The organism is Pigmentiphaga sp. NML080357, assembly GCF_002188465.1.
In the GTDB taxonomy this organism is placed as follows: Bacteria; Pseudomonadota; Gammaproteobacteria; order Burkholderiales; family Burkholderiaceae_B; genus Pigmentiphaga.
Map to the genome: position 1 here is coordinate 150,305 of NZ_NINW01000003.1, position 18,020 is coordinate 168,324.

13 protein-coding genes are annotated in these 18,020 nt (G+C 67.8%); 4 read left to right on the forward strand and 9 right to left on the reverse strand.

Translation table 11 applies throughout. The features are described 5' to 3' along the window. The first annotated feature begins 42 nt into the window (after positions 1 to 42). Positions 43 to 978, forward strand: a complete 936-nt coding sequence (locus tag CDO44_RS00900) for a LysR substrate-binding domain-containing protein (RefSeq protein ID WP_087778246.1) — start codon at positions 43 to 45, stop codon at positions 976 to 978. Here CDO44_RS00900 and CDO44_RS00905 read toward each other — a convergent pair. Both CDO44_RS00905 and CDO44_RS00910 read right to left on the reverse strand, forming a co-directional pair. Next, positions 935 to 1,258, reverse strand: coding sequence for a multidrug efflux SMR transporter (locus tag CDO44_RS00905; protein WP_087778247.1), 324 nt, complete (start codon positions 1,256 to 1,258; stop codon positions 935 to 937). The two genes, CDO44_RS00900 and CDO44_RS00905, sit on opposite strands and share 44 nt — an antisense overlap. A gap of 4 nt (positions 1,259 to 1,262) precedes the next feature. Next, positions 1,263 to 1,934 (reverse strand): glutathione S-transferase family protein, encoded by a 672-nt coding sequence (locus tag CDO44_RS00910; RefSeq protein ID WP_087778248.1) that lies wholly within the window; start codon positions 1,932 to 1,934, stop codon positions 1,263 to 1,265. Between the two features lie 66 nt (positions 1,935 to 2,000). Here CDO44_RS00910 and CDO44_RS00915 point away from each other — a divergent pair, with 66 nt between their 5' ends. Then, positions 2,001 to 3,140, forward strand: a complete 1,140-nt coding sequence (locus tag CDO44_RS00915) for a pyruvate dehydrogenase (protein ID WP_087778249.1) — start codon at positions 2,001 to 2,003, stop codon at positions 3,138 to 3,140. 10 nt (positions 3,141 to 3,150) lie between these two features. Here the strand turns inward: CDO44_RS00915 and CDO44_RS00920 are convergent, their stop codons facing one another. After that, positions 3,151 to 3,597, reverse strand: a complete 447-nt coding sequence (locus CDO44_RS00920; RefSeq protein WP_087778250.1) for a MarR family winged helix-turn-helix transcriptional regulator — start codon at positions 3,595 to 3,597, stop codon at positions 3,151 to 3,153. 156 nt (positions 3,598 to 3,753) lie between these two features. Between CDO44_RS00920 and aceE the strand changes: the two genes are divergently transcribed. Next, entirely contained in the window at positions 3,754 to 6,423 is a 2,670-nt protein-coding gene (gene aceE, locus CDO44_RS00925) for a pyruvate dehydrogenase (acetyl-transferring), homodimeric type (RefSeq protein WP_087778418.1), read from the forward strand. 92 nt (positions 6,424 to 6,515) lie between these two features. After that, entirely contained in the window at positions 6,516 to 6,833 is a 318-nt protein-coding gene (locus tag CDO44_RS00930) for a YnfA family protein (protein WP_087778251.1), read from the forward strand. A gap of 129 nt (positions 6,834 to 6,962) precedes the next feature. On the opposite strand, the gene metH is transcribed toward CDO44_RS00930, so the two are convergent. From metH to CDO44_RS00960, 6 genes are all read right to left on the reverse strand, one after another. Further along, a complete protein-coding gene (metH, locus tag CDO44_RS00935) occupies positions 6,963 to 10,733 on the reverse strand; it encodes a methionine synthase (RefSeq protein WP_087778252.1) in 3,771 nt (1,256 codons plus the stop codon). A gap of 125 nt (positions 10,734 to 10,858) precedes the next feature. Next, the gene (locus CDO44_RS00940; protein WP_087778253.1) at positions 10,859 to 13,183 is read right to left on the reverse strand and encodes a molybdopterin-dependent oxidoreductase; all 2,325 of its coding nucleotides are present in this window, start codon (positions 13,181 to 13,183) and stop codon (positions 10,859 to 10,861) included. Positions 13,184 to 13,191: 8 nt separating this feature from the next. Then, complete coding sequence (locus tag CDO44_RS00945; protein ID WP_087778254.1) at positions 13,192 to 14,055, reverse strand: sulfurtransferase; 864 nt, start codon at positions 14,053 to 14,055, stop codon at positions 13,192 to 13,194. A 25-nt stretch (positions 14,056 to 14,080) separates the two neighbouring features. Next, the gene (locus CDO44_RS00950) at positions 14,081 to 15,079 is read right to left on the reverse strand and encodes a tripartite tricarboxylate transporter substrate binding protein (RefSeq protein ID WP_087778255.1); all 999 of its coding nucleotides are present in this window, start codon (positions 15,077 to 15,079) and stop codon (positions 14,081 to 14,083) included. A 102-nt stretch (positions 15,080 to 15,181) separates the two neighbouring features. Continuing rightward, complete coding sequence (purB, locus tag CDO44_RS00955; RefSeq protein WP_087778256.1) at positions 15,182 to 16,546, reverse strand: adenylosuccinate lyase; 1,365 nt, start codon at positions 16,544 to 16,546, stop codon at positions 15,182 to 15,184. Between the two features lie 16 nt (positions 16,547 to 16,562). After that, a complete protein-coding gene (locus CDO44_RS00960) occupies positions 16,563 to 18,005 on the reverse strand; it encodes an FAD-binding oxidoreductase (protein WP_087778257.1) in 1,443 nt (480 codons plus the stop codon). Positions 18,006 to 18,020: the final 15 nt, after the last annotated feature.

An 18,020-nucleotide genomic window follows, 5' to 3' on the forward strand; every position in this document is an offset into this window, starting at 1 on the left:
TTTCAAATAAGATGAAATGAATTCATCTTCAGTATTCCTGCCATGTTCGCCGGATTGCCCCTGAACGCCTTGCGCACTTTCGAAGCGGCGGCCAGGCTGCGCAGCTTCAAGCAGGCCGCGGCCGAACTCAACGTTACGCCGACCGCCGTTTCGCACCAGGTCCGCTCGCTGGAACGCCACTTGGGCGTGGCATTGTTCGAGCGCGGGGCAGGCGGTGTGCGGATTACCGCGCCGGGAAACCGGTTGCTCGATGCGGTGCACGGTGCACTGCTGGACATCGGCCAGGCCATCGACGCCTTGCGGCCCCGGCGCAGCGGCGGCACGGTCACGGTCACCACCACCCATTCGTTTGCCGCGTTGTGGCTGGTGCCGCGGCTGGGGCGCTTCTACCAGGAGCACCCCGGCTACGAAGTGTGCATCGATACGACTGCGCGGGTCATCGATCTCCTCCAGGACGCCAGCGTGGACGTCGCCATCCGTTACGGCACCGGCGAATATCCCGGCTTGCTCGCGCCGGCGGCCCTGGCCGAGTCGTTCGGGGTATACGGCGCCCCCGGCCTGGTCTCGGCCGGGGTCAAGGCAAGGCCCGTGCTGATCTCGGTGCAGTGGCGCGATTCCACCTTGTATGAAGACGTTTGGCGGCTATGGTGCGAAGCCGCGGATCTGCCATGGCTGCGAGGCCGTCCGTCGATGCGGCGCTACGAAGAAGAACACTATGCCCTGCAGGCCGCCATCGCGGGCCAAGGCTTGGTGCTGGCAAGCTCGATCATCGTGTCGGACGCCGTGGCCCAGGGCCTGCTCATGCCCTTCAGGCCCCACGTGACGGTACCCGGCGCCCGCTACACCGTGCTATGCGCGCCGGGCCGCGAACGCCATCCGCCGGCGCGCGCTTTCCTTGGCTGGCTGGAGCGGGAGTTCGGCGGTTCGAGCGCCGTCACCCCGCCGCCTCGGCGAACCGCAGGCCGACGATCCCGATGACGGCAAGGGCAAGAAAGAACAACCGGACGGCATGGGCGTTCTCCTGGAAATACACCATGCCCAGCACGGTCAGCCCTATGGTTCCCAGGCCGGTCCAGATCGCATAGGCGGTCCCCAGCGGCAGCGCACGCAGTGCCAGCGCCAGCAGATAGATGCTCCCCAGGCCAGCCGCCACGGCGGCGACACTGGGCAGGGGCTTGCTCCAGCCGCCGTTCAGCTTCAATGCCGCGCCCATGGCCACTTCCAGGCAGGCCGCCGCCAGCAGATATAGCCAAGCCATGGCGCTACTCCCTGTGCGCATCCGGCGCGCCCCGCTGTTCCGAACGGCCGCGGATGCGATTGGCGATCAATGCGCGCTGCACCGCCGGCCGCGCCTCGATTGCCGCCAACCACTGGCGGACGGCGGGATAGGCGGTCATGTCGAGCGCGAGCTCGTCATGCGTGCGCAGCCAGGGAAACGCCGCCATGTCGGCGATGGAATAGTCATCCAGCGCAAGATGGCGGGAAGCTTGCAGACGCCGCTCGACCACGCCATACAGGCGATGAGACTCCTTGCGATAGCGCGCGAGGGCCTCCTCGTTGCGCGTGCCGGAGCCGTGCATGAACCACCAGAGCTGGCCGAGCATGGGCCCGATCCCCGCCACCTGGAAGTACAGCCATTGCTGTATCTGCAGGCCATCGGCGAGCGAGGCGGACGAAAAGCGGCCGTACTTGTTCGCAAGATAAGTCAGGATGGCGCCGGACTCGAATACCGACACGCCTGTGTCGGCATCCGTGATGGCGGGTATCTTGCCGTTGGGATTGATGGCCAGGTATTCGGGACGATGCTGCTCGCCCCGTCCCAGGTCGAGTCCCACCTGTGTGTAGGAAACGCCGGCCTCCTGCAGGAAGATGTTGATCTTCAGGCCGTTGGGGGTATCGGCGGTGTAGAGGGTGATGGCTGCGGTCGAGGTCATGTCGGCATCCGTTGGCACGAATTATCGATTGCAATTACAATCATCGTAATTGCAACTCTATCGCGGATGAACCGCCTGCACAAGATGGAGACCGGCACATTTCGTTTTTCCTCGCCCGGCCCGGGCGATGCGCATGCCACTCGGCGGGCGGCCATGCATTGCCTGGCGGTGCTGGAGCGCTGCAGGACGCTGGCTGGCGAGGCCCGGCTCACGCCCCTGAAGGCCATCGAGTCTTACGCCCGGGCGTTGGAAAGAGAAGCGGCGGCGGACCAGGCCTGGGTGATCAGGACCGATGCGACAGAAGGCGAAGGCACCCTGGCCAGCGCCTGGCCGCTATGGTTCGGCCGCAACGCCCGGCGTTTCGAACGGCCGCTCTTGTATCTGCTCCACGCGTGCTCGGTGACCCAGCTGCGCGTGAGGCTGGCGCAATTGCGCCAGCGCGGCGTGCTTTGCAACGATGTCGCCTGGCCGCGTCATCGCGCGGGGGATCTCCCCCTATGGCTGGCGGACAACCTGACCTGCCTGCCCTACGACCCGGCATCGGCAGGCGAGGCATGGACGATCATGGCGAACGCGCTTCGAGACCTGTATGTAGGCGGCGCCCGGCGGCTCTACTACCTATCGGCACACGATCACGCGGACGAGGCGTCCACGCTCCTGGATGCGGCCCAGGCGGCCGACGCCGTGCGCGGCATGTACCGGGTCCGGCCTCCGCGGGCCGGACAGGCGGCGGTCAGGCTGCTGGCCGCCGGCGCGACGCTGCGCACCGCCCTGCGGGCGGCCGATCGCCTGTGGCAGGACTGGCGCGTCATCGCCGAAGTATGGAGCTGTCCGAGCTATACGCGGCTTGCTCGCGAGGCCAGCGATGCAGAAGGGCTCAGGCTGCTTCGTCCTTCCGCACCTGTCCGCCGCGCCCACCTCGTTCGTTGCCTGGGCCGCGACGGGAGCCCCGTCGTGGCCTCCACGGCCTACCCCCGCCGCATCGCCGAGCAGATCGGCGCCCACGTGCAGGGCAGGTTCGTCGCGGTGGGAGGCGATTCGCCTACCTTGACGCCTCTGCCTCCTGCCTTGTCAGCCGAGGGGCTCGCCATACGCGCGATCCAGGCCCTGTGCGACGAGGGCCGGCTCCCTGCGGCCGCACTGCCCGCCGCGATACATCGGTATGCCAGCGGTCCCCTGCCGGCCGACACGCGCGCAGACGCCTAACGCTCCGCCGTCACCCCAGGGACTGCCGGGCTGCTGCAGCGGCGCGGTCCAGCGCCGCCGCGAAGCGGTCGCGCTCGGCGGGGCTGAACTGCGACAGGAACAATTCGTCCACCGCTGCCTCGTAGACCTTCCACATCTTCCGGCGCAGCGCCCGCCCTTCCTTGGTGATCGAGGCGTATGCCGCGCGTCCATCCTGCGCGGAGCGGGTGCGCGTGACCAGCCCTTCCTGCTCCAGCCTGTCCACCAGGCGCGTCAGGTTGTAGCGCTCGATCGCCATCACGTCCGCCAGTTCATGCATGCGGCGAGTGCCGTCGGGCCCGCTCTCCAGCCCCCACAGCGCGTCGTACCAGGCGTAGGACGGCAAACCGGCCGCGGCCAGGCGGCGTTCGATCTCCCGGATCATCCAGCGATGCGCGCGGACGAACGAGAACCAGGGATCGGCTTCTTTCTCTGCCATGCGGACTCCGTGATCTCCCATTGCAGTTGCAATTATATGGCGAGGCGATAGAATTGCATTTACTATGATTGCATTTGCAATTCAATGCCGGATGTCCATGGCTTGCGCCTGCCGCGATCGCCGCATCCGGTCCGCAACCTTTCGTGGAGCCGCCTCATGAATCCGCCTCTCGCCTCTCTCGACACCGATCCCCAGGAAACCCGCGAATGGCTGGACGCCATGGAGGCGGTCGTGGCGGTCGAAGGCCGCGACCGGGCGCACTACCTGATCGATCAACTGCTGGACGAAGACATGTCCCGGCATGGCGACCTGCACGGCCGGGTCACGACGCCTTACGTGAATACCATTCCGCGCGCGCGCCAGCCGGCCTATCCCGGCGACCTGGCGATCGAGCGCCGCCTGAGCGCCTATGTGCGCTGGAACGCGATGGCCATGGTGTTGCGCGCCGGCAGGCATTCCAACGTCGGCGGCCATATCGCCACCTATGCCTCGGCGGCGGTGTTGTACGACGTGGGTTTCGACCATTTCTTCCGCGGCCGCACCGCCGAGTTCGCCGGCGACCTGGTGTACATCCAGGGTCACTCGGCTCCCGGCATCTATGGCCGGGCCTACATCGAAGGCCGCATAGACGAAGCCCGGCTGGACAACTTCCGGCGCGAGGCCGGGCGCATCGGGCTTTCGTCCTACCCGCACCCCCGGCTCATGCCGGACTTCTGGCAATTCCCCACCGTGTCGATGGGCCTGGGCCCGCTGACTGCCGCCTATCAGGCCCGCTTCATGCGCTATCTCGACTATCGCGGCCTCAAGCCGCAACAGGGGCGCAAGGTGTGGGCCTTCCTCGGCGATGGCGAAATGGACCAGCCCGAGTCGCTGGCCGCCATCGCCCTGGCCGGCCGGGAAAAACTCGACAACCTGATCTTCGTCGTCAATTGCAACCTCCAGCGACTGGACGGCCCGGTGCGCGGCAACGGCAAGGTCATGCAGGAACTCGAAGGCACGTTCCGAGCCGCGGGCTGGAATGTCATCAAGGTGGTGTGGGGCGGCGGCTGGGACGCCTTGCTGGCGCGCGACCACACGGGCCTGCTGCGCCGCCGGATGATGGAGTGCGTGGACGGCGACTACCAGACCTTCAAGTCGCAGAACGGCGCCTACGTGCGCGAGCATTTCTTCGGCAAGTACCCCGAGCTGCTGGACCTCGTGGCCGACATGACGGATGACGAGATCTGGGCGCTTTCCCGCGGCGGCCACGATCATGAAAAAGTCTACGCCGCCTATGCCGCGGCCGTATCCCATTCTTGCCGGCCCACGGTGGTGCTGGCCAAGACCGTGAAAGGCTTCGGCATGGGCGAGGCCGGGGAAGGCCAGAACATCAACCACCAGTTGAAGAAGATGGCCGACGCCGCCGTGCGGGCGTTCCGCGACCGGTTCGCGCTGCCCCTGACCGACGCGCAGCTGGCCGAGATGCCTTACCTGAAGCCCGAACCGGGCAGCCCCGAAGCCCGTTACCTGGCCGACCGGCGCGCCCGCCTGGGCGGCCACGTGCCCGCGCGCAGCGGCGCGGTGGCGCCGCTGCCGGTGCCGGCGCTCGACGCCTTCGCGGCGCATCTGAAGGATACGGGCGACCGGGGCGCTTCCACCACCATGGCGTTCGTGCGCATCCTGAGCACACTGCTGAAGGACCCGCAACTCGGCCCCCTGGTCGTTCCCATCGTCCCCGACGAGTCCCGGACCTTCGGCATGGAAGGGCTGTTCCGCCAGATCGGCATCCATTCGCACCTGGGGCAGTTGTACACGCCGCAGGATGCCGGCCAGCTGAGCTACTACAAGGAAGCCCGGGACGGCCAGATCCTGCAGGAAGGCATCAACGAGGCGGGCGCGATCGCGTCGTGGATCGCCGCCGGCACCTCGTACAGCACGCACGGCCTGGCCACCATTCCCTTCTACATCTTCTATTCCATGTTCGGCCTGCAGCGTGTGGGCGACCTGGCGTGGGCGGCGGCCGACGCACGCACGCGCGGTTTCCTGCTGGGCGCCACGTCCGGCCGCACGACGCTGATGGGCGAAGGCCTGCAGCACGACGACGGGCATAGCCACGTGCTGTCGTCCGTCATTCCCAGTTGCGTCTCGTACGATCCTGCCTTCGCCTGCGAACTGGCGGTGATCATCCAGGACGGCCTGCGCAGGATGTATGTCGAACAGGAAGACATCTACTACTACGTCACGCTGCTCAACGAAAACTACCCGCACCCTGCGCTGCGCGAGGAAGACAAGGAAGGCATCCTGAAAGGCCTGTACCTCTTCCGCGCGGACGCCGGCCCCGCCGGACGACCGAGAGTACAGCTGATGGGCAGCGGCGCCATCCTGCGCGAAGTCATCGCCGCGGCGGAACTGCTGGACCGGGACTTTTCCATCGGCGCCGACATATGGAGCGCCACCAGCCTCACCGAACTGCGTCGCGACGGGCTGGCGGCCGAGCGCTGGAACCTCCTGCATCCCGGGGCCACGCCGCGCGTGTCCTACGTGCAGCAGTGCCTGCGCGAGCACGCCGGCCCCATCGTCGCCGCCACCGACTACATGAAGATCGTCGCCGACCAGATCCGCCCCTTCGTCGGCGGCCGGCGTTTCGTCGCGCTGGGCACCGACGGCTTCGGACGCAGCGATACCCGGGAATCGCTGCGGACCTTCTTCGAGGTGGACAGGCATTTCATCGCCGTGGCGGCGCTCAAGGCGCTGGCCGACGAAGGCGCCGTGCCGCCCGCGCTCGTGGCGCAGGCGATGCAGCGGTACGGCATCGATGCCGACAAGCCCGATCCCGCCATCGCATGACCGGGCGCGGGGCAAGGTCCCCGCTCGCGTCTTGCAGGCGCGGCCCGCGAGGAATCGCTGACGCGCCAGCCAGCCCGTGACAAAATCCGCCCATGCGGATATTTCTCTTGTACGTGGCCACCGCGGTGGCCGAGATCGTCGGTTGCTACCTGCCCTATCTCTGGCTGCGCCACGGCCGCTCGGCCTGGCTGCTGCTGCCGGCGGCGGCCAGCCTGGCCCTGTTCGCGTGGCTGCTGACCCTCCACCCCACCGCGGCGGGACGCGTGTATGCGGCGTATGGCGGCGTCTACATCGGCACCGCCATCCTGTGGCTATGGGCCGTGGACGGCATACGGCCCACGCCCTGGGACCTGGCCGGCACGGCGGTCGCGCTGGCGGGCATGGGCATCATCATGTTCCAGCCGCGGTAAGCCCCCCCTCCGCGCTGCGCGCGTCCCCCTCAAGGGGGCGATGCGGTGGACCGGCGGAGCCGGATCCACCGCATTCTGGTAGCAACAATGCGCAACCAAGAAAACCGTACCTGGCCGTGGGCGTAGGAGTTACAGACTCGACATCAACGCCCGCCGCAGCTCGTCCTCGCTGCGCCCGCTGCGCGCCGCGTAGTCCGCCAGCTGGTCCTCGCCGATCTTCCCGACATTGAAATACTGCGACTCCGGATGGCTGAAGTAGAAGCCGGATACGGCGGCCGCCGGGTACATGGCGAGGCTCTCGGTCAATTCCATGCCGATGTCCTGGCAGGCCATGACCTCGAACATGTCGCGCTTGACCGTGTGCTCCGGGCAGGCCGGATACCCCGGCGCGGGCCGGATGCCGCGGTACGCCTCCTTGATCAGCGCCTCGTTGTCCAGCGTCTCGTCCGGGGCGTAGCCCCAGAGGTCCTTGCGCACGCGCTCATGCATGGCTTCGGCAAAAGCCTCGGCCAGCCGGTCGGCGATGGCCTTGAGCATGATGCTGGAGTAGTCGTCGAGCTGCTTCTGGAACTCGGCTTCCCACTTCTCGATGCCCAGGCCGCCGGTGACGGCGAACATGCCGATATAGTCGGCAATCCCGCTGGACTTGGGCGCGATGAAGTCGGCCAGGCATTTGTTGTCCACGCCTTCGCGCTTGGCGGTCTGCTGGCGCAGGTTGCGCCAGGTGAACAGCACCTTCTGGCGCGACTCGTCGGCGTAGATCTCGATGTCGTCGTCGTTGACGCTGTTGGCGGGATAGAAGGCCACGACGCCGTTGGCGGTCAGCCAGCGGCCTTCGATCACGCGCTTGAGCAGGGCCTGGCCATCGGCGTAGACCTTGCGGGCGGAGTCGCCCACGACCGCGTCGTCCAGGATGGCGGGGAAGCCGCCGTGCAGGTCCCAGGTCTGGAAGAAGGGCTGCCAGTCGATATAGCGCGCGATCTCGGCCAAGTCGAAGTTCTTGAACGTGCGGCGGCCGATGAACTTGGGCCGCGGCGGCTGGTAGCCGTCCCACGCGATGGGCGGCTTGTTGGCGCGCGCCTCGGCCAGCGGGATCAGCGGCGTGGCCTTGCGGTTGGCGTATTGCTCGCGCACGCGCTCGTACTCGGTCTTGATCTCGGCGATATACTGCGCGGCCTGGTCCGACACCAGGTTCTGCGCCACGCCCACCGAGCGGCTGGCGTCGGTCACGTAGATGACCGGGCCTTCGTAGTGCGGCGCGATCTTCACCGCCGTGTGCACGCGGCTGGTGGTGGCGCCGCCGATCAAGAGCGGCAGGTTGCGTTCGCGGAAGTAGTCGTCGCGCTGCATCTCGGCGGCGACGTAGGCCATTTCCTCCAGGCTGGGCGTGATCAGGCCCGAGAGGCCGACGATGTCGGCCTTTTCTTCCTTGGCCTTGGCCAGGATTTCCGCGGCCGGCACCATGACGCCCATGTTGACGACTTCGAAGTTGTTGCACTGGAGCACGACGCTGACGATGTTCTTGCCGATGTCGTGCACGTCGCCCTTGACCGTGGCGATGACGATCTTGCCCTTGGAGCGGACGTCGCCGCCGGCGGCCTCGATCTGGCGCTTTTCTTCCTCGATGAAGGGAATGAGGTGGGCCACGGCCTGCTTCATCACGCGCGCGGACTTCACCACCTGCGGCAGGAACATCTTGCCCGAGCCGAACAGGTCGCCCACGACGTTCATGCCGTCCATCAGCGGCCCCTCGATCACCTCGATGGGGCGGCCGCCGCGTGCGTCCACGGCCTGGCGGGCTTCCTCGGTGTCCTCGACGATGTAGGTGTTGATGCCGTGCACCAGCGAGTGCGTCAGCCGCTCGCCGTAGGGCAGGCTGCGCCAGGCCAGGTCTTCTTCCTTTTTGGCGCCCGAACCCTTGATCGTGTCGGCGAACTGCACCAGCCGCTCGGTGGACGTGCGTTCGTCGTCCGGGTCCTTGCGGCCGAGCGGTTCGGCGCGGTCCAGCACCACGTCTTCCACCAGGTCGCGCAGCACCGGGTCCAGGTCGGCGTACACGCCCAGCTGGCCGGCGTTCACGATGCCCATCGTCAGCCCTTCGCGGATGGCGTGGTACAGGAAGACCGTGTGGATGGCCTCCCGCATCGGCTCGTTGCCGCGGAACGAGAAGCTGACGTTGGAGATGCCGCCCGACACCTTGGCGTGCGGCAGGTTCTGCCGGATCCAGCGCGTGCCCTCGATGAAGTCCACGGCGTAGTGGTTGTGCTCGTCGATGCCGGTGGCGATGGCGAACACGTTCGGGTCGAAGATGATGTCCTCGGGCGGGAAGCCCACCTCTTCCACCAGCAGCTTGTAGGCGCGTCCGCAGATGTCGATGCGGCGCTGGAGCGTATCGGCCTGGCCCTGCTCGTCGAAGGCCATGACCACCACCGCCGCGCCGTAGCGCCGGCACAGCCGGGCCTGCTGAAGGAAGGGCTCGATGCCTTCCTTCATCGAGATCGAATTGACGACGGCCTTGCCCTGCACGCACTTCAGGCCGGCCTCGATCACGCTCCACTTGGAGCTGTCTATCATGACCGGCACGCGCGAGATGTCGGGTTCGGAGGCGATCAGGTTCAGGAAGCGCGTCATGCTGGCCTGCGAATCCAGCATGGCCTCGTCCATGTTGACGTCGATGATCTGCGCGCCGTTCTCGACCTGCTGGCGCGCCACGGCCAGCGCCTCGTCGAATTTCTCCTCGCGGATCAGGCGCGCGAACATCTTGCTGCCGGTCACGTTGGTGCGCTCGCCCACGTTGACGAACAGGGTCTCTTCGTCGATGTTCAGCGCCTCCAGGCCCGACAGGCGCATCTTGGTGTCGATCACGGGCGGCTGGCGCAACGGCAGCCCCGCCACCTTCTCGGCGATGGCGCGGATGTGGTCCGGCGTGGTGCCGCAGCAGCCGCCCACCACGTTCACGAAGCCGGCCCGCGCGAACTCCTCCAGAAGGCCCGAGGTGTCTTCCGGCGTTTCGTCGAAGCCCGTGTCGCTGAGCGGGTTGGGCAGGCCTGCATTGGGATAGACGCAGACGAAGGTATCGCAGATCTTGGACAGCTCGGCGATGTAGGGCCGCATGAGCGCCGCGCCCAGCGCGCAGTTCAGGCCGATGGTGATGGGGCGGGCGTGGCGCACGGAGTTCCAGAAGGCCTCGACCGTCTGCCCCGACAGGATGCGGCCCGAAGCGTCGGTGACCGTGCCCGAGATCATGACCGGCAGTCGCACCCCGCGCGCCTCGAACACTTCCTCCACCGCGAAGATGGCCGCCTTGGCGTTCAGGGTATCGAAGATGGTCTCGATGAGGACGAGGTCGATGCCGCCGTCGAGCAGGCCGTTCAACTGTTCGGTATAGGCCGCGCGCAGCTCGTCGAAGGTGACGTTGCGCGCGGCGGGGTCGTTCACGTCGGGCGAGATCGAGGCGGTCTTGGGCTGCGGCCCCAGCGCGCCGGCCACGAAACGCGGCCGCGCGGCAGTGCTGAACTCGTCGCAGACCTGCCGCGCCAGCCGCGCCGAGGCGAGGTTGAGCTCGTAGGCGAGCTCGGGCAGCTCGTAATCGCCCTGGGCGATGGACGTGGCCCCGAAGGTGTTGGTCTCGATGATGTCCGCGCCCGCCGCCAGGTAGCCGCGATGGATCTCGAGTATGACATCGGGCCGGGTCAGGCTCAGCAGTTCGTTATTGCCCTTCAGGTCCTTGCCGTGGGCGGCGAAGCGCTCCCCGCGGAAAGCCGCCTCGTCCAGCTTGTAGCGCTGGATCATCGTGCCCATCGCGCCGTCCAGGATCAGGATGCGCTCGGTCAGGAGGCGAGCGAACTCGGCGCCACGCGTATAGGACGAAGGGGGAAAGGGAAGGGCAGGAAAAGACATGGACGACACGGGGCCTCGAAGGATCCCTGGCGCAGGCCCCTGGGAGGCACGGCCAGCCAGGGGGTGGACTGGCTAACCTGCCATTTTAGCAAGGGGAACCAAGGCGCCCCGTATCGGCGTCGCGTTCAGAGGGCGCCAGGAACCGGCGGCTCGAAAGCGCGGATGGCCGGCAGCGGGCCATCGTAGCGTTCGGCCTGGACCGTGGTGAGCTGTCCCGTGCAGCCCTGGGCCAGCGAGGACGTGCCCGCGTCGCGCGTCAGCACGTTGGGATTGCCGTGTACGCACAGGGGCGGGCCGTCGTCCTGCCTGTCCGCGGGGTCATACCAGGCCCCGGTGGGCAATTGCACCACGCCAGGCCGAATGTCGGTGCTCAAGGCAGCGCTTGCCAGGCAAGCCCCGCGGCCGTTGGACAGGCGCACGATGTCGCCCTCGCGAATGCCGCGCGCCGATGCGTCGTCCGGATGCATGGTGCATACCTCCCGGCCATCTCGCTTGGCTCCCGCGCTGTGGCGGCCGAAGTCCAGCTGGCTGTGCAGCTTGGTCGCCGGCTGGTTGGCGACGAGATACAGCGGATGAGCATCGGTAGGCGCGTCCTGCGGCTCCAGCCATGCGGGGTGCCCGGGGCAATCGGCATAGCCGAAGCCTGCCACCACGGGTGAACTCACTTGCACCTTGCCGCTGGGAGTGGGCAGCGGCGCGCCGGCGGGATCCTTGCGGAACGCGCGCAGGATGCCGCCATCGTCTTCGCGCTGTGGCAGTACCAGGCTTCCCTGCCGCCAGAATGTCTCGAAGTCCGGGGCCTCGCCGCCGAGTTCGCGCAGGGCGGCACGGGTCCGCTCGTACAGATGTTCCAGCCACTGGCGGCTGGTGCGTCCCTCGGTGAACGCCTCGTGCGTGCCCAGCCGCCCGGCCAGCGCGGCGAAGATGTCGTAGTCGTCGCGCGCCTGCCCGTTGGGGGGCGCAATGCGGTGCATGGCGACGACCAGCGGATCGGTGGGCGTGGCGCCGATGTCTTCGCGCTCCAGGGTCATGGTGCTGGGCAGAACGATGTCGGCATGGCGAGCCGTGGCGGTCCAGGCGATCTCATGCACGACGAAGGTATCGAGCTGGCGGAAAGCCCTCGCCAGCCGGGCCAGGTCCTGGTGATGGTGGAAGGGGTTGCCGCCCGCCCAGTACGCCAGGCGGATGCGGGGGTAAGTGCGGGTCTGGCCGTTGTAGGCATAGGACTGCCCCGGATGCAGCAGCATGTCCGCGACGCGCGCCACGGGGATGAAATCCTTCACGCCATTGGTGCCCTGGGGCAGCGCGGCCACCGGCACGGCGTTGCTGCGCTTGCCGTAGTGCGCCAGCGTCCCCAGTGCATAGGCATAGCCTCCGCCAGGCAGGCCGAGCTGGCCGAGCACCGCGGCCAGCACCGCGCCGGCCCATACCGGCTGTTCCCCATGCTCGGCGCGCTGGAGCGAATGCGACACCGTCACCAATACCCGCTTGCCGGGCAGGCTGCGTGCCAGCTCGGCGATTTCGGCGGCCGCGAGGTCGCATTTCGGCGCGGCCCAGGCTGCGGACTTGGGCTGCCCGTCGCTCCGCCCCATCAGGTAGTCCTCGAAGCGGTCCCAGCCGTCGCAATACCGGTCGAGGAAGGCGCGGTCGTGCATGCCCTCGGCCACCAGCGTATGCATCAGGCCGAGCATGAGCGCCGTATCGGCGCCCGGCCGGATCGCCAGCCAGCGGGCATCCGCCTCTGCCGGCATATCGCTGCGCAGGGGACTGATGCAGAAGAACCGGCAACCGCGGCGCGCCGCATCGTGCATGGCGCCGCGCTCGACGTGGCGGCTGATGCCGCCGCTGGCCACGCGCGAGTTCTTCAGCGCCATGCCGCCGAAAGCCAGCACCACGTCGGTATGAGCGACGATCTGTTCCCAGGTGACGTTGCGCCGGGCGACTTCGTCCATGCTGCCCAGGATGTGGGGCAGGATGACGCCCGAGGCGCCCGCGCTGTAGCTGTTGACCGAGCGGACGTAGCCGCCCAGCGAGGTATTCAGGAAACGGTGGACCTGGCTCTGGGCATGGTGGAAACGCCCGGCGCTGGACCAGCCGTACGAGCCGCCGAATATTGCCTCGGGACCATGGCTTTGCTTGACGCGGGAAAGCTCCGCGGCCAGGCGGTCGAGCACGTCGTCCCAGGACATGGCCACGAATTCGTCGCGGCCGCGCCTGGCGTCGGGCCCAGGTCCGTTTTCCAGCCAGCCCCGGCGCACCATGGGCTGCGTGACGCGCGCGGGATGGTCCAATGCCCCGGGGAAATTCTCGATGATGGGATTCGGATCGGGATCGTCCGGATGCGGCTGCACGATCAGCCCGCTCCGGTCGAGCCGCGCCTGGAAGACGCCCCAGTGCGCGCTGTGCGGCAGCATGCCCGGTGACGGAAATGCGGTGTCGATGTCGGCCATGGCGCGCCTCAGTCCTGCGGGCCAGTGGCCACGGGGGCGCCGGGCTGCGCCGACCATTCGCTCCATGAACCGGGATACAGCGCCGCGCCGGGGAGGCCCGCCACCGCCTGGGCCAGCAGGTTGTGGCAGGCCGTGACGCCGGAGCCGCATTGGTTGACCCACTGCCGCACCGGCACGCCGCCCGCCAGCGCTTCGAAGTCGCGGCGGAGTTCCTCCGCGGAACGGAACAGGCCGGCGTCGGTGAGGTTGTCGCGGAAGAAGCGATTGCGCGCGCCGGGGATGTGGCCGCCTATCGGATCCAGGGTTTCGTTCTCGCCCCGGAAGCGGTCGGCGGCACGGGCATCCATGATCAGGTATTCACCGCTCCCCAGGCTGGCCCGCAAGGTATCGAGGGAGACGGTGCGCGTCAGCGAATCGCGCAGCGAGAACGTGCCGCTGGCCGCGGGCGCCGGTTCGTCGGTCTCGACGGGAAGGCCGGCGGCGCGCCAGGCGGCCATGCCGCCATCGAGCACGGCCGCCGCGCGATGGCCCGCCCAGCGCAGCAGCCACCACAAGCGGGCCGCGAACATGCCGCCGGCGTTGTCATACGCCACGACCTGGGTGTCGTCGTGGGCGCCGAGCGCGCGCATGGCCCGGGCGAAAGATTCCCGCTCGGGCAGCGGATGGCGGCCATTGGTGCCGGTCTTGGCGCCGCTCAGCACCTCTTCCAGGTCGGCATGGCGGGCGCCGGGAAGGTGGCCGCCCTCGTAGAGGCGCCGGCCGGCCCGGCGGTCGGCAAGGTCGAAACTGCAATCGACCACCAGCACCTTGGAGCGATCCGCGGACAGTGCCTGCGCCAGTTCGTCGACATCTACCAGGGTTTCGTACTGCATGCTTGCTTCCTTTGTCGGACGGGGATCACAACCCCATCATCTTCATCAGCTCGGGCGTGACCGCTTCGCGGTATTGCTCGATGTCACGGAGCACGTACTCGCGGAACTTGTCCATGGGCACGTCCTTTTCGACTGCCGCATCCTTCCGGATGGCCTCCCGCACGGCAGGATCCTTCAAGGCCATGCCGAGATGATGCGACAACTTTTCCACCACGGCCTTGGGCGTGCCGGCAGGCGCCGCCAGTCCGTACCATTGCGTCATCGTCATGTTCACGCCCAGCTCCTTGAAGGTGGGCACGTCGGGCAGCGCCGGGCTGCGTTCTTCGCCGGTCAGGGCCAGCACGCGCAGTTGCCCCTGCCTCACCTGGCCGATCAGGGGCGAAGCCGTCGCGAAGAACAGGTCCACCTGCCCGCCGATGAGATCGGCGATGGCGGGCCCCGAGCCCTTGTACGGCACGTGCAGCAGATTGAGCCCGGCCAGCGACTTGATGCGTTCCATGCCGATGTGGGCCGCGCCGCCGGTACCGGTGGACGCGAAGGTCAGCTCCTTCTGCCTGGCGGTCTTCAACACCTCGGCCGCGCTCTTGTATGACGAGTTGTGGGACACGAACATGCCGTGCGGCGCTTCCAGGATGAGGCCGATCATGGCGAAGTCGTCCGGGACCTTGTAACGCAGTTGTTGCGGCTTGAAGGCCGGCGACGCCGCGAAGTTGCCGCTCATGGCGAGGATCAGGGTGTATCCGTCGGGATTGGCGCGCGCCACCTGCTCGGCGGCAATGTTGCCGCCGGCGCCGGGACGGTTTTCCACCACCACGGTCTGGCCCAGCGTCTTGCTCAGGGCCGAAGCGATCAACCGGCCGTACAGGTCGCCCCCGCCGCCAGGGGGAAATCCGACCAGCAGCGTGATCGGCCGTTCGGGATAGGCAGCCTGCGCCGCCTGCGGCATGGCGAGCGCGGCGCAGGCGCATGCGAAAGCGCCCGCCGCCAAGGCGGCGCGGCGCGAAACAGTTTTGGTAAACGCCATCGATGATCTCCTTTGGTTCTTTTGTATTCAGTCGGCGCGGACGGCTCTTCCTCCTCCGGCCGGTCCGCGCCGTCTCTCGCGCCCGTCCCTATCCGGCCGCCATCAGGACAGCCGGCCGATCGCCTGGTCGGACTGCTCCACCACGCGATCCACGGAGGCGGCGCATTGGCCCAGGTAGCCGGCGGGGTCGGTCAATCTGGCGATCTCCTCGTCGCCGAGCAGCCCCGACAGGCCCACGTGCTGGCGCAGCGCCTGCGCGAAGTCGAGCTTGTGCGTGATGCCGTGCATGGACGCTTCATAGATCCATTCGTGCGCCGTCGCCTTGCCTACCCGTTCGCTCAGCGCCAGCATCACGCGTTCGGACAGCAGATAGCCGCGCATCATGTCGAGGTTGCGCGCCATGCCATCGGCGTCCACGCGCAGCCCGGCCAGAAGGTTCTTGCCTTGCAACAGCATCGCGCCCGCGATCAGGAAACACTCGGGAAGCGCCTTCCACTCGACCTTCCAGGCGATACCGTCGCGTTCGCCCTCGCTGACCATCCCCTCGATCATGAGCGCGGCGTTGTAGCGCAGCGGCCGCGCCAGTCCCGCCAGGTTCTCGGCCGAAGTGGGGTTGCGCTTGTGGGGCATGGTCGAGGACCCGAGCTTGCCGTCGGAGAATGCCTCCTCCACTTCGGCAAATTCGTTGCGCTGCATGTTGAACAACTCGTTGCCGATCTTCGACAGCGTGGCGCCGATCATGGCGAGCAGGCAGGCGTATTCGGCGAAGCGATCGCGTGCCGGGGCCCAGCTGATCGCGGGCGCGCCCAGCCCGAGCCGGTCCAGCACACGGCGCTCCAGTTCGGGCGCCTGCTCCCCGAGCGACGCCTGACTGCCCACCGCGCCGGCCAGCATGCCGACCATCACGCGCGGCTCGCACGCCTTGAGGCGCTCGAAATGGCGCGTCATCTCGTCCAGCCAGATCGCGCATTTGTGGCCGAAGGTGATGGGCAACGCCTGCACTCCATGGGTGCGCGCGACCATGATGGTGTCCCTGTGCTCGACAGCCAGGCGTTTCAACTCGCCGATCACGGCCAGCACGTCGCGCAGGATCACGGCGTGAGCCTGCTTGACCTGCAGCGCCATGCCGGTGTCCAGCACGTCCTGCGTGGTGGCGCCATAGTGCAGCCATTCCCCGTGCTCCTTGCAGCGCGCCTGGACCTGCTTGAGCGCCGGGACCAGCGAATGCTTGATGCGGCGGATCTCCGCGGACATGGCCGGCAGGTCCAGGCCCGACACCTGGGCATGGCGGGCAATCTCCTCGGCGGCCGCGGCGGGAATAATGCCCAGTTCGGCCTGCGACCGGGCCAGGGCAACCTCGAAATCCAGCCATTTCTGCACGCGATTCTCTTCCGAGAAGATCTCGCGCATTTCATCGGTGCTCCACAGGTGCTGGAGCGATTGAATATCGAATACGGATGACGGCATTGCTGTTGTCCTGGCGTCAGGTGGATGAGGAGGAGCGCGGCAGGAGGCGCCCTGGATTGAAGAGGGAAGCCGGATCCAGCGCATGCTTGATACGCTGCATCAGCGACACGGCCAAGGCCGGTTTGTATTGCAGGAAGGCGGCCTGCTTGAGCCGCCCTATGCCGTGCTCGGCGGAGATAGAACCCTGCAGCTCCGCGACGATGGCATGCACACGGGCATGCACCTCTTCCTCGACGGCGCGGAAGGCCTCGTCGCTCATGCCGGCCGGCCGGCTCTGGTTGTAGTGCAGGTTGCCGTCCCCCACGTGCCCGAAGCACACGAGGCGTATGCCCGGCACCGCCGCGGCGAGCGCCGCGTCGGCCCGGGCGATGAAGTCGGGAATGCGGGAGACGGATACCGAGATGTCGTGCTTGATCGAGTACCCCTGCAGGCGCTGCGCTTCCGGCACGTGGTCCCGCAGCGCCCACAGCTCCTCGGCCTGCCGGCCGGACGCGGCCAGGACGGCGTCGGTCACCAGACCGCCTTCCATCGCCGCCTCCAAGGCCGCCTCGACCGCGGAAGTCGGATCCATGGCGCTGGACGTCTCGGAGACTTCCATCAGGACCGCCCATGGATACCCGCCCGCCAACGGATCCCGCATCCCTTCAAGCGGGTGGGCCAGCACCTGGTCCAACGCCTCGCGGTTGATCAATTCAAACGCGGTCACGCGCTCCCCGACCGAGCCGGTCAGGCTCGCCAGCAGGCCGACGGCCGCCTGGGGATCCGGCACGCTGGCCCATGCGGTGACCACCTTGCGCGGCGGGGAAAAGAGCTTGAAAGTGGCCGCCGTGACGATACCCAGCGTGCCCTCTGCGCCGATGAACAACTGCTTGAGGTCGTAGCCGGTATTGTCCTTGCGCAGGGACGTCAGCAGGTCCAGCACGGAACCGTCCGCCAGCACGACCTCCAGGCCAAGGGTGAGATCGCGCGTGTTGCCGTAGCGCACGACCTGCTCTCCACCCGCGTTGGTCGACACCACGCCGCCGATAGTGGCCGTTCCCTGCGAGGCCAGCGCCAGCGGGAACAGCCTTCCCTGGGCGGCGGCGACCTCCTGGGCGGCCTGTACCGTGCAACCGGCCTCCAGCGTCATGCTGTTGTCCAGCGGGTCGACCCGGCGCACCCGGTTCATGCGGTCGAGGCTGAGCACGACCTCGGTTCCCGAGTCGTCGGGCGTCGATCCCCCGACCAACCCGGTGTTTCCGCCCTGCGGCACCACTGCCGCGCCATGCGCGGCGCAGGCGGCCACTACCCGTGCGACTTCCCGGGTATCGGCCGGCCGCACGACGGCGCGCGCGGCGCCAGGGTACCGGCCCCGCCAGTCGCCGCAATAGCGGGCGACGTCCCCGGCGGCGGTCAGCACATAGGGCTCGCCTACAATGGCCGCGAGCGCGGCGGCCAAGGAATCGGAATGCAGGGACATGAAAGCTGCCAAAGG

Bases quoted from the DNA above. Each gene is read 5' to 3' on its own strand.
- aceE (WP_087778418.1), top strand. From the start codon at position 3,754: ATGAATCCGCCTCTCGCCTCTCTCGACACCGATCCCCAGGAAACCCGC.
- CDO44_RS00945 (WP_087778254.1), bottom strand. From the start codon at position 14,055: ATGCAGTACGAAACCCTGGTAGATGTCGACGAACTGGCGCAGGCACTG.
- metH (WP_087778252.1), bottom strand. From the start codon at position 10,733: ATGTCTTTTCCTGCCCTTCCCTTTCCCCCTTCGTCCTATACGCGTGGC.
- CDO44_RS00920 (WP_087778250.1), bottom strand. From the start codon at position 3,597: ATGGCAGAGAAAGAAGCCGATCCCTGGTTCTCGTTCGTCCGCGCGCAT.
- CDO44_RS00940 (WP_087778253.1), bottom strand. From the start codon at position 13,183: ATGGCCGACATCGACACCGCATTTCCGTCACCGGGCATGCTGCCGCAC.
- purB (WP_087778256.1), bottom strand. From the start codon at position 16,546: ATGCCGTCATCCGTATTCGATATTCAATCGCTCCAGCACCTGTGGAGC.
- CDO44_RS00905 (WP_087778247.1), bottom strand. From the start codon at position 1,258: ATGGCTTGGCTATATCTGCTGGCGGCGGCCTGCCTGGAAGTGGCCATG.
- CDO44_RS00960 (WP_087778257.1), bottom strand. From the start codon at position 18,005: ATGTCCCTGCATTCCGATTCCTTGGCCGCCGCGCTCGCGGCCATTGTA.
- CDO44_RS00930 (WP_087778251.1), top strand. From the start codon at position 6,516: ATGCGGATATTTCTCTTGTACGTGGCCACCGCGGTGGCCGAGATCGTC.
- CDO44_RS00915 (WP_087778249.1), top strand. From the start codon at position 2,001: ATGAACCGCCTGCACAAGATGGAGACCGGCACATTTCGTTTTTCCTCG.
- CDO44_RS00950 (WP_087778255.1), bottom strand. From the start codon at position 15,079: ATGGCGTTTACCAAAACTGTTTCGCGCCGCGCCGCCTTGGCGGCGGGC.
- CDO44_RS00900 (WP_087778246.1), top strand. From the start codon at position 43: ATGTTCGCCGGATTGCCCCTGAACGCCTTGCGCACTTTCGAAGCGGCG.
- CDO44_RS00910 (WP_087778248.1), bottom strand. From the start codon at position 1,934: ATGACCTCGACCGCAGCCATCACCCTCTACACCGCCGATACCCCCAAC.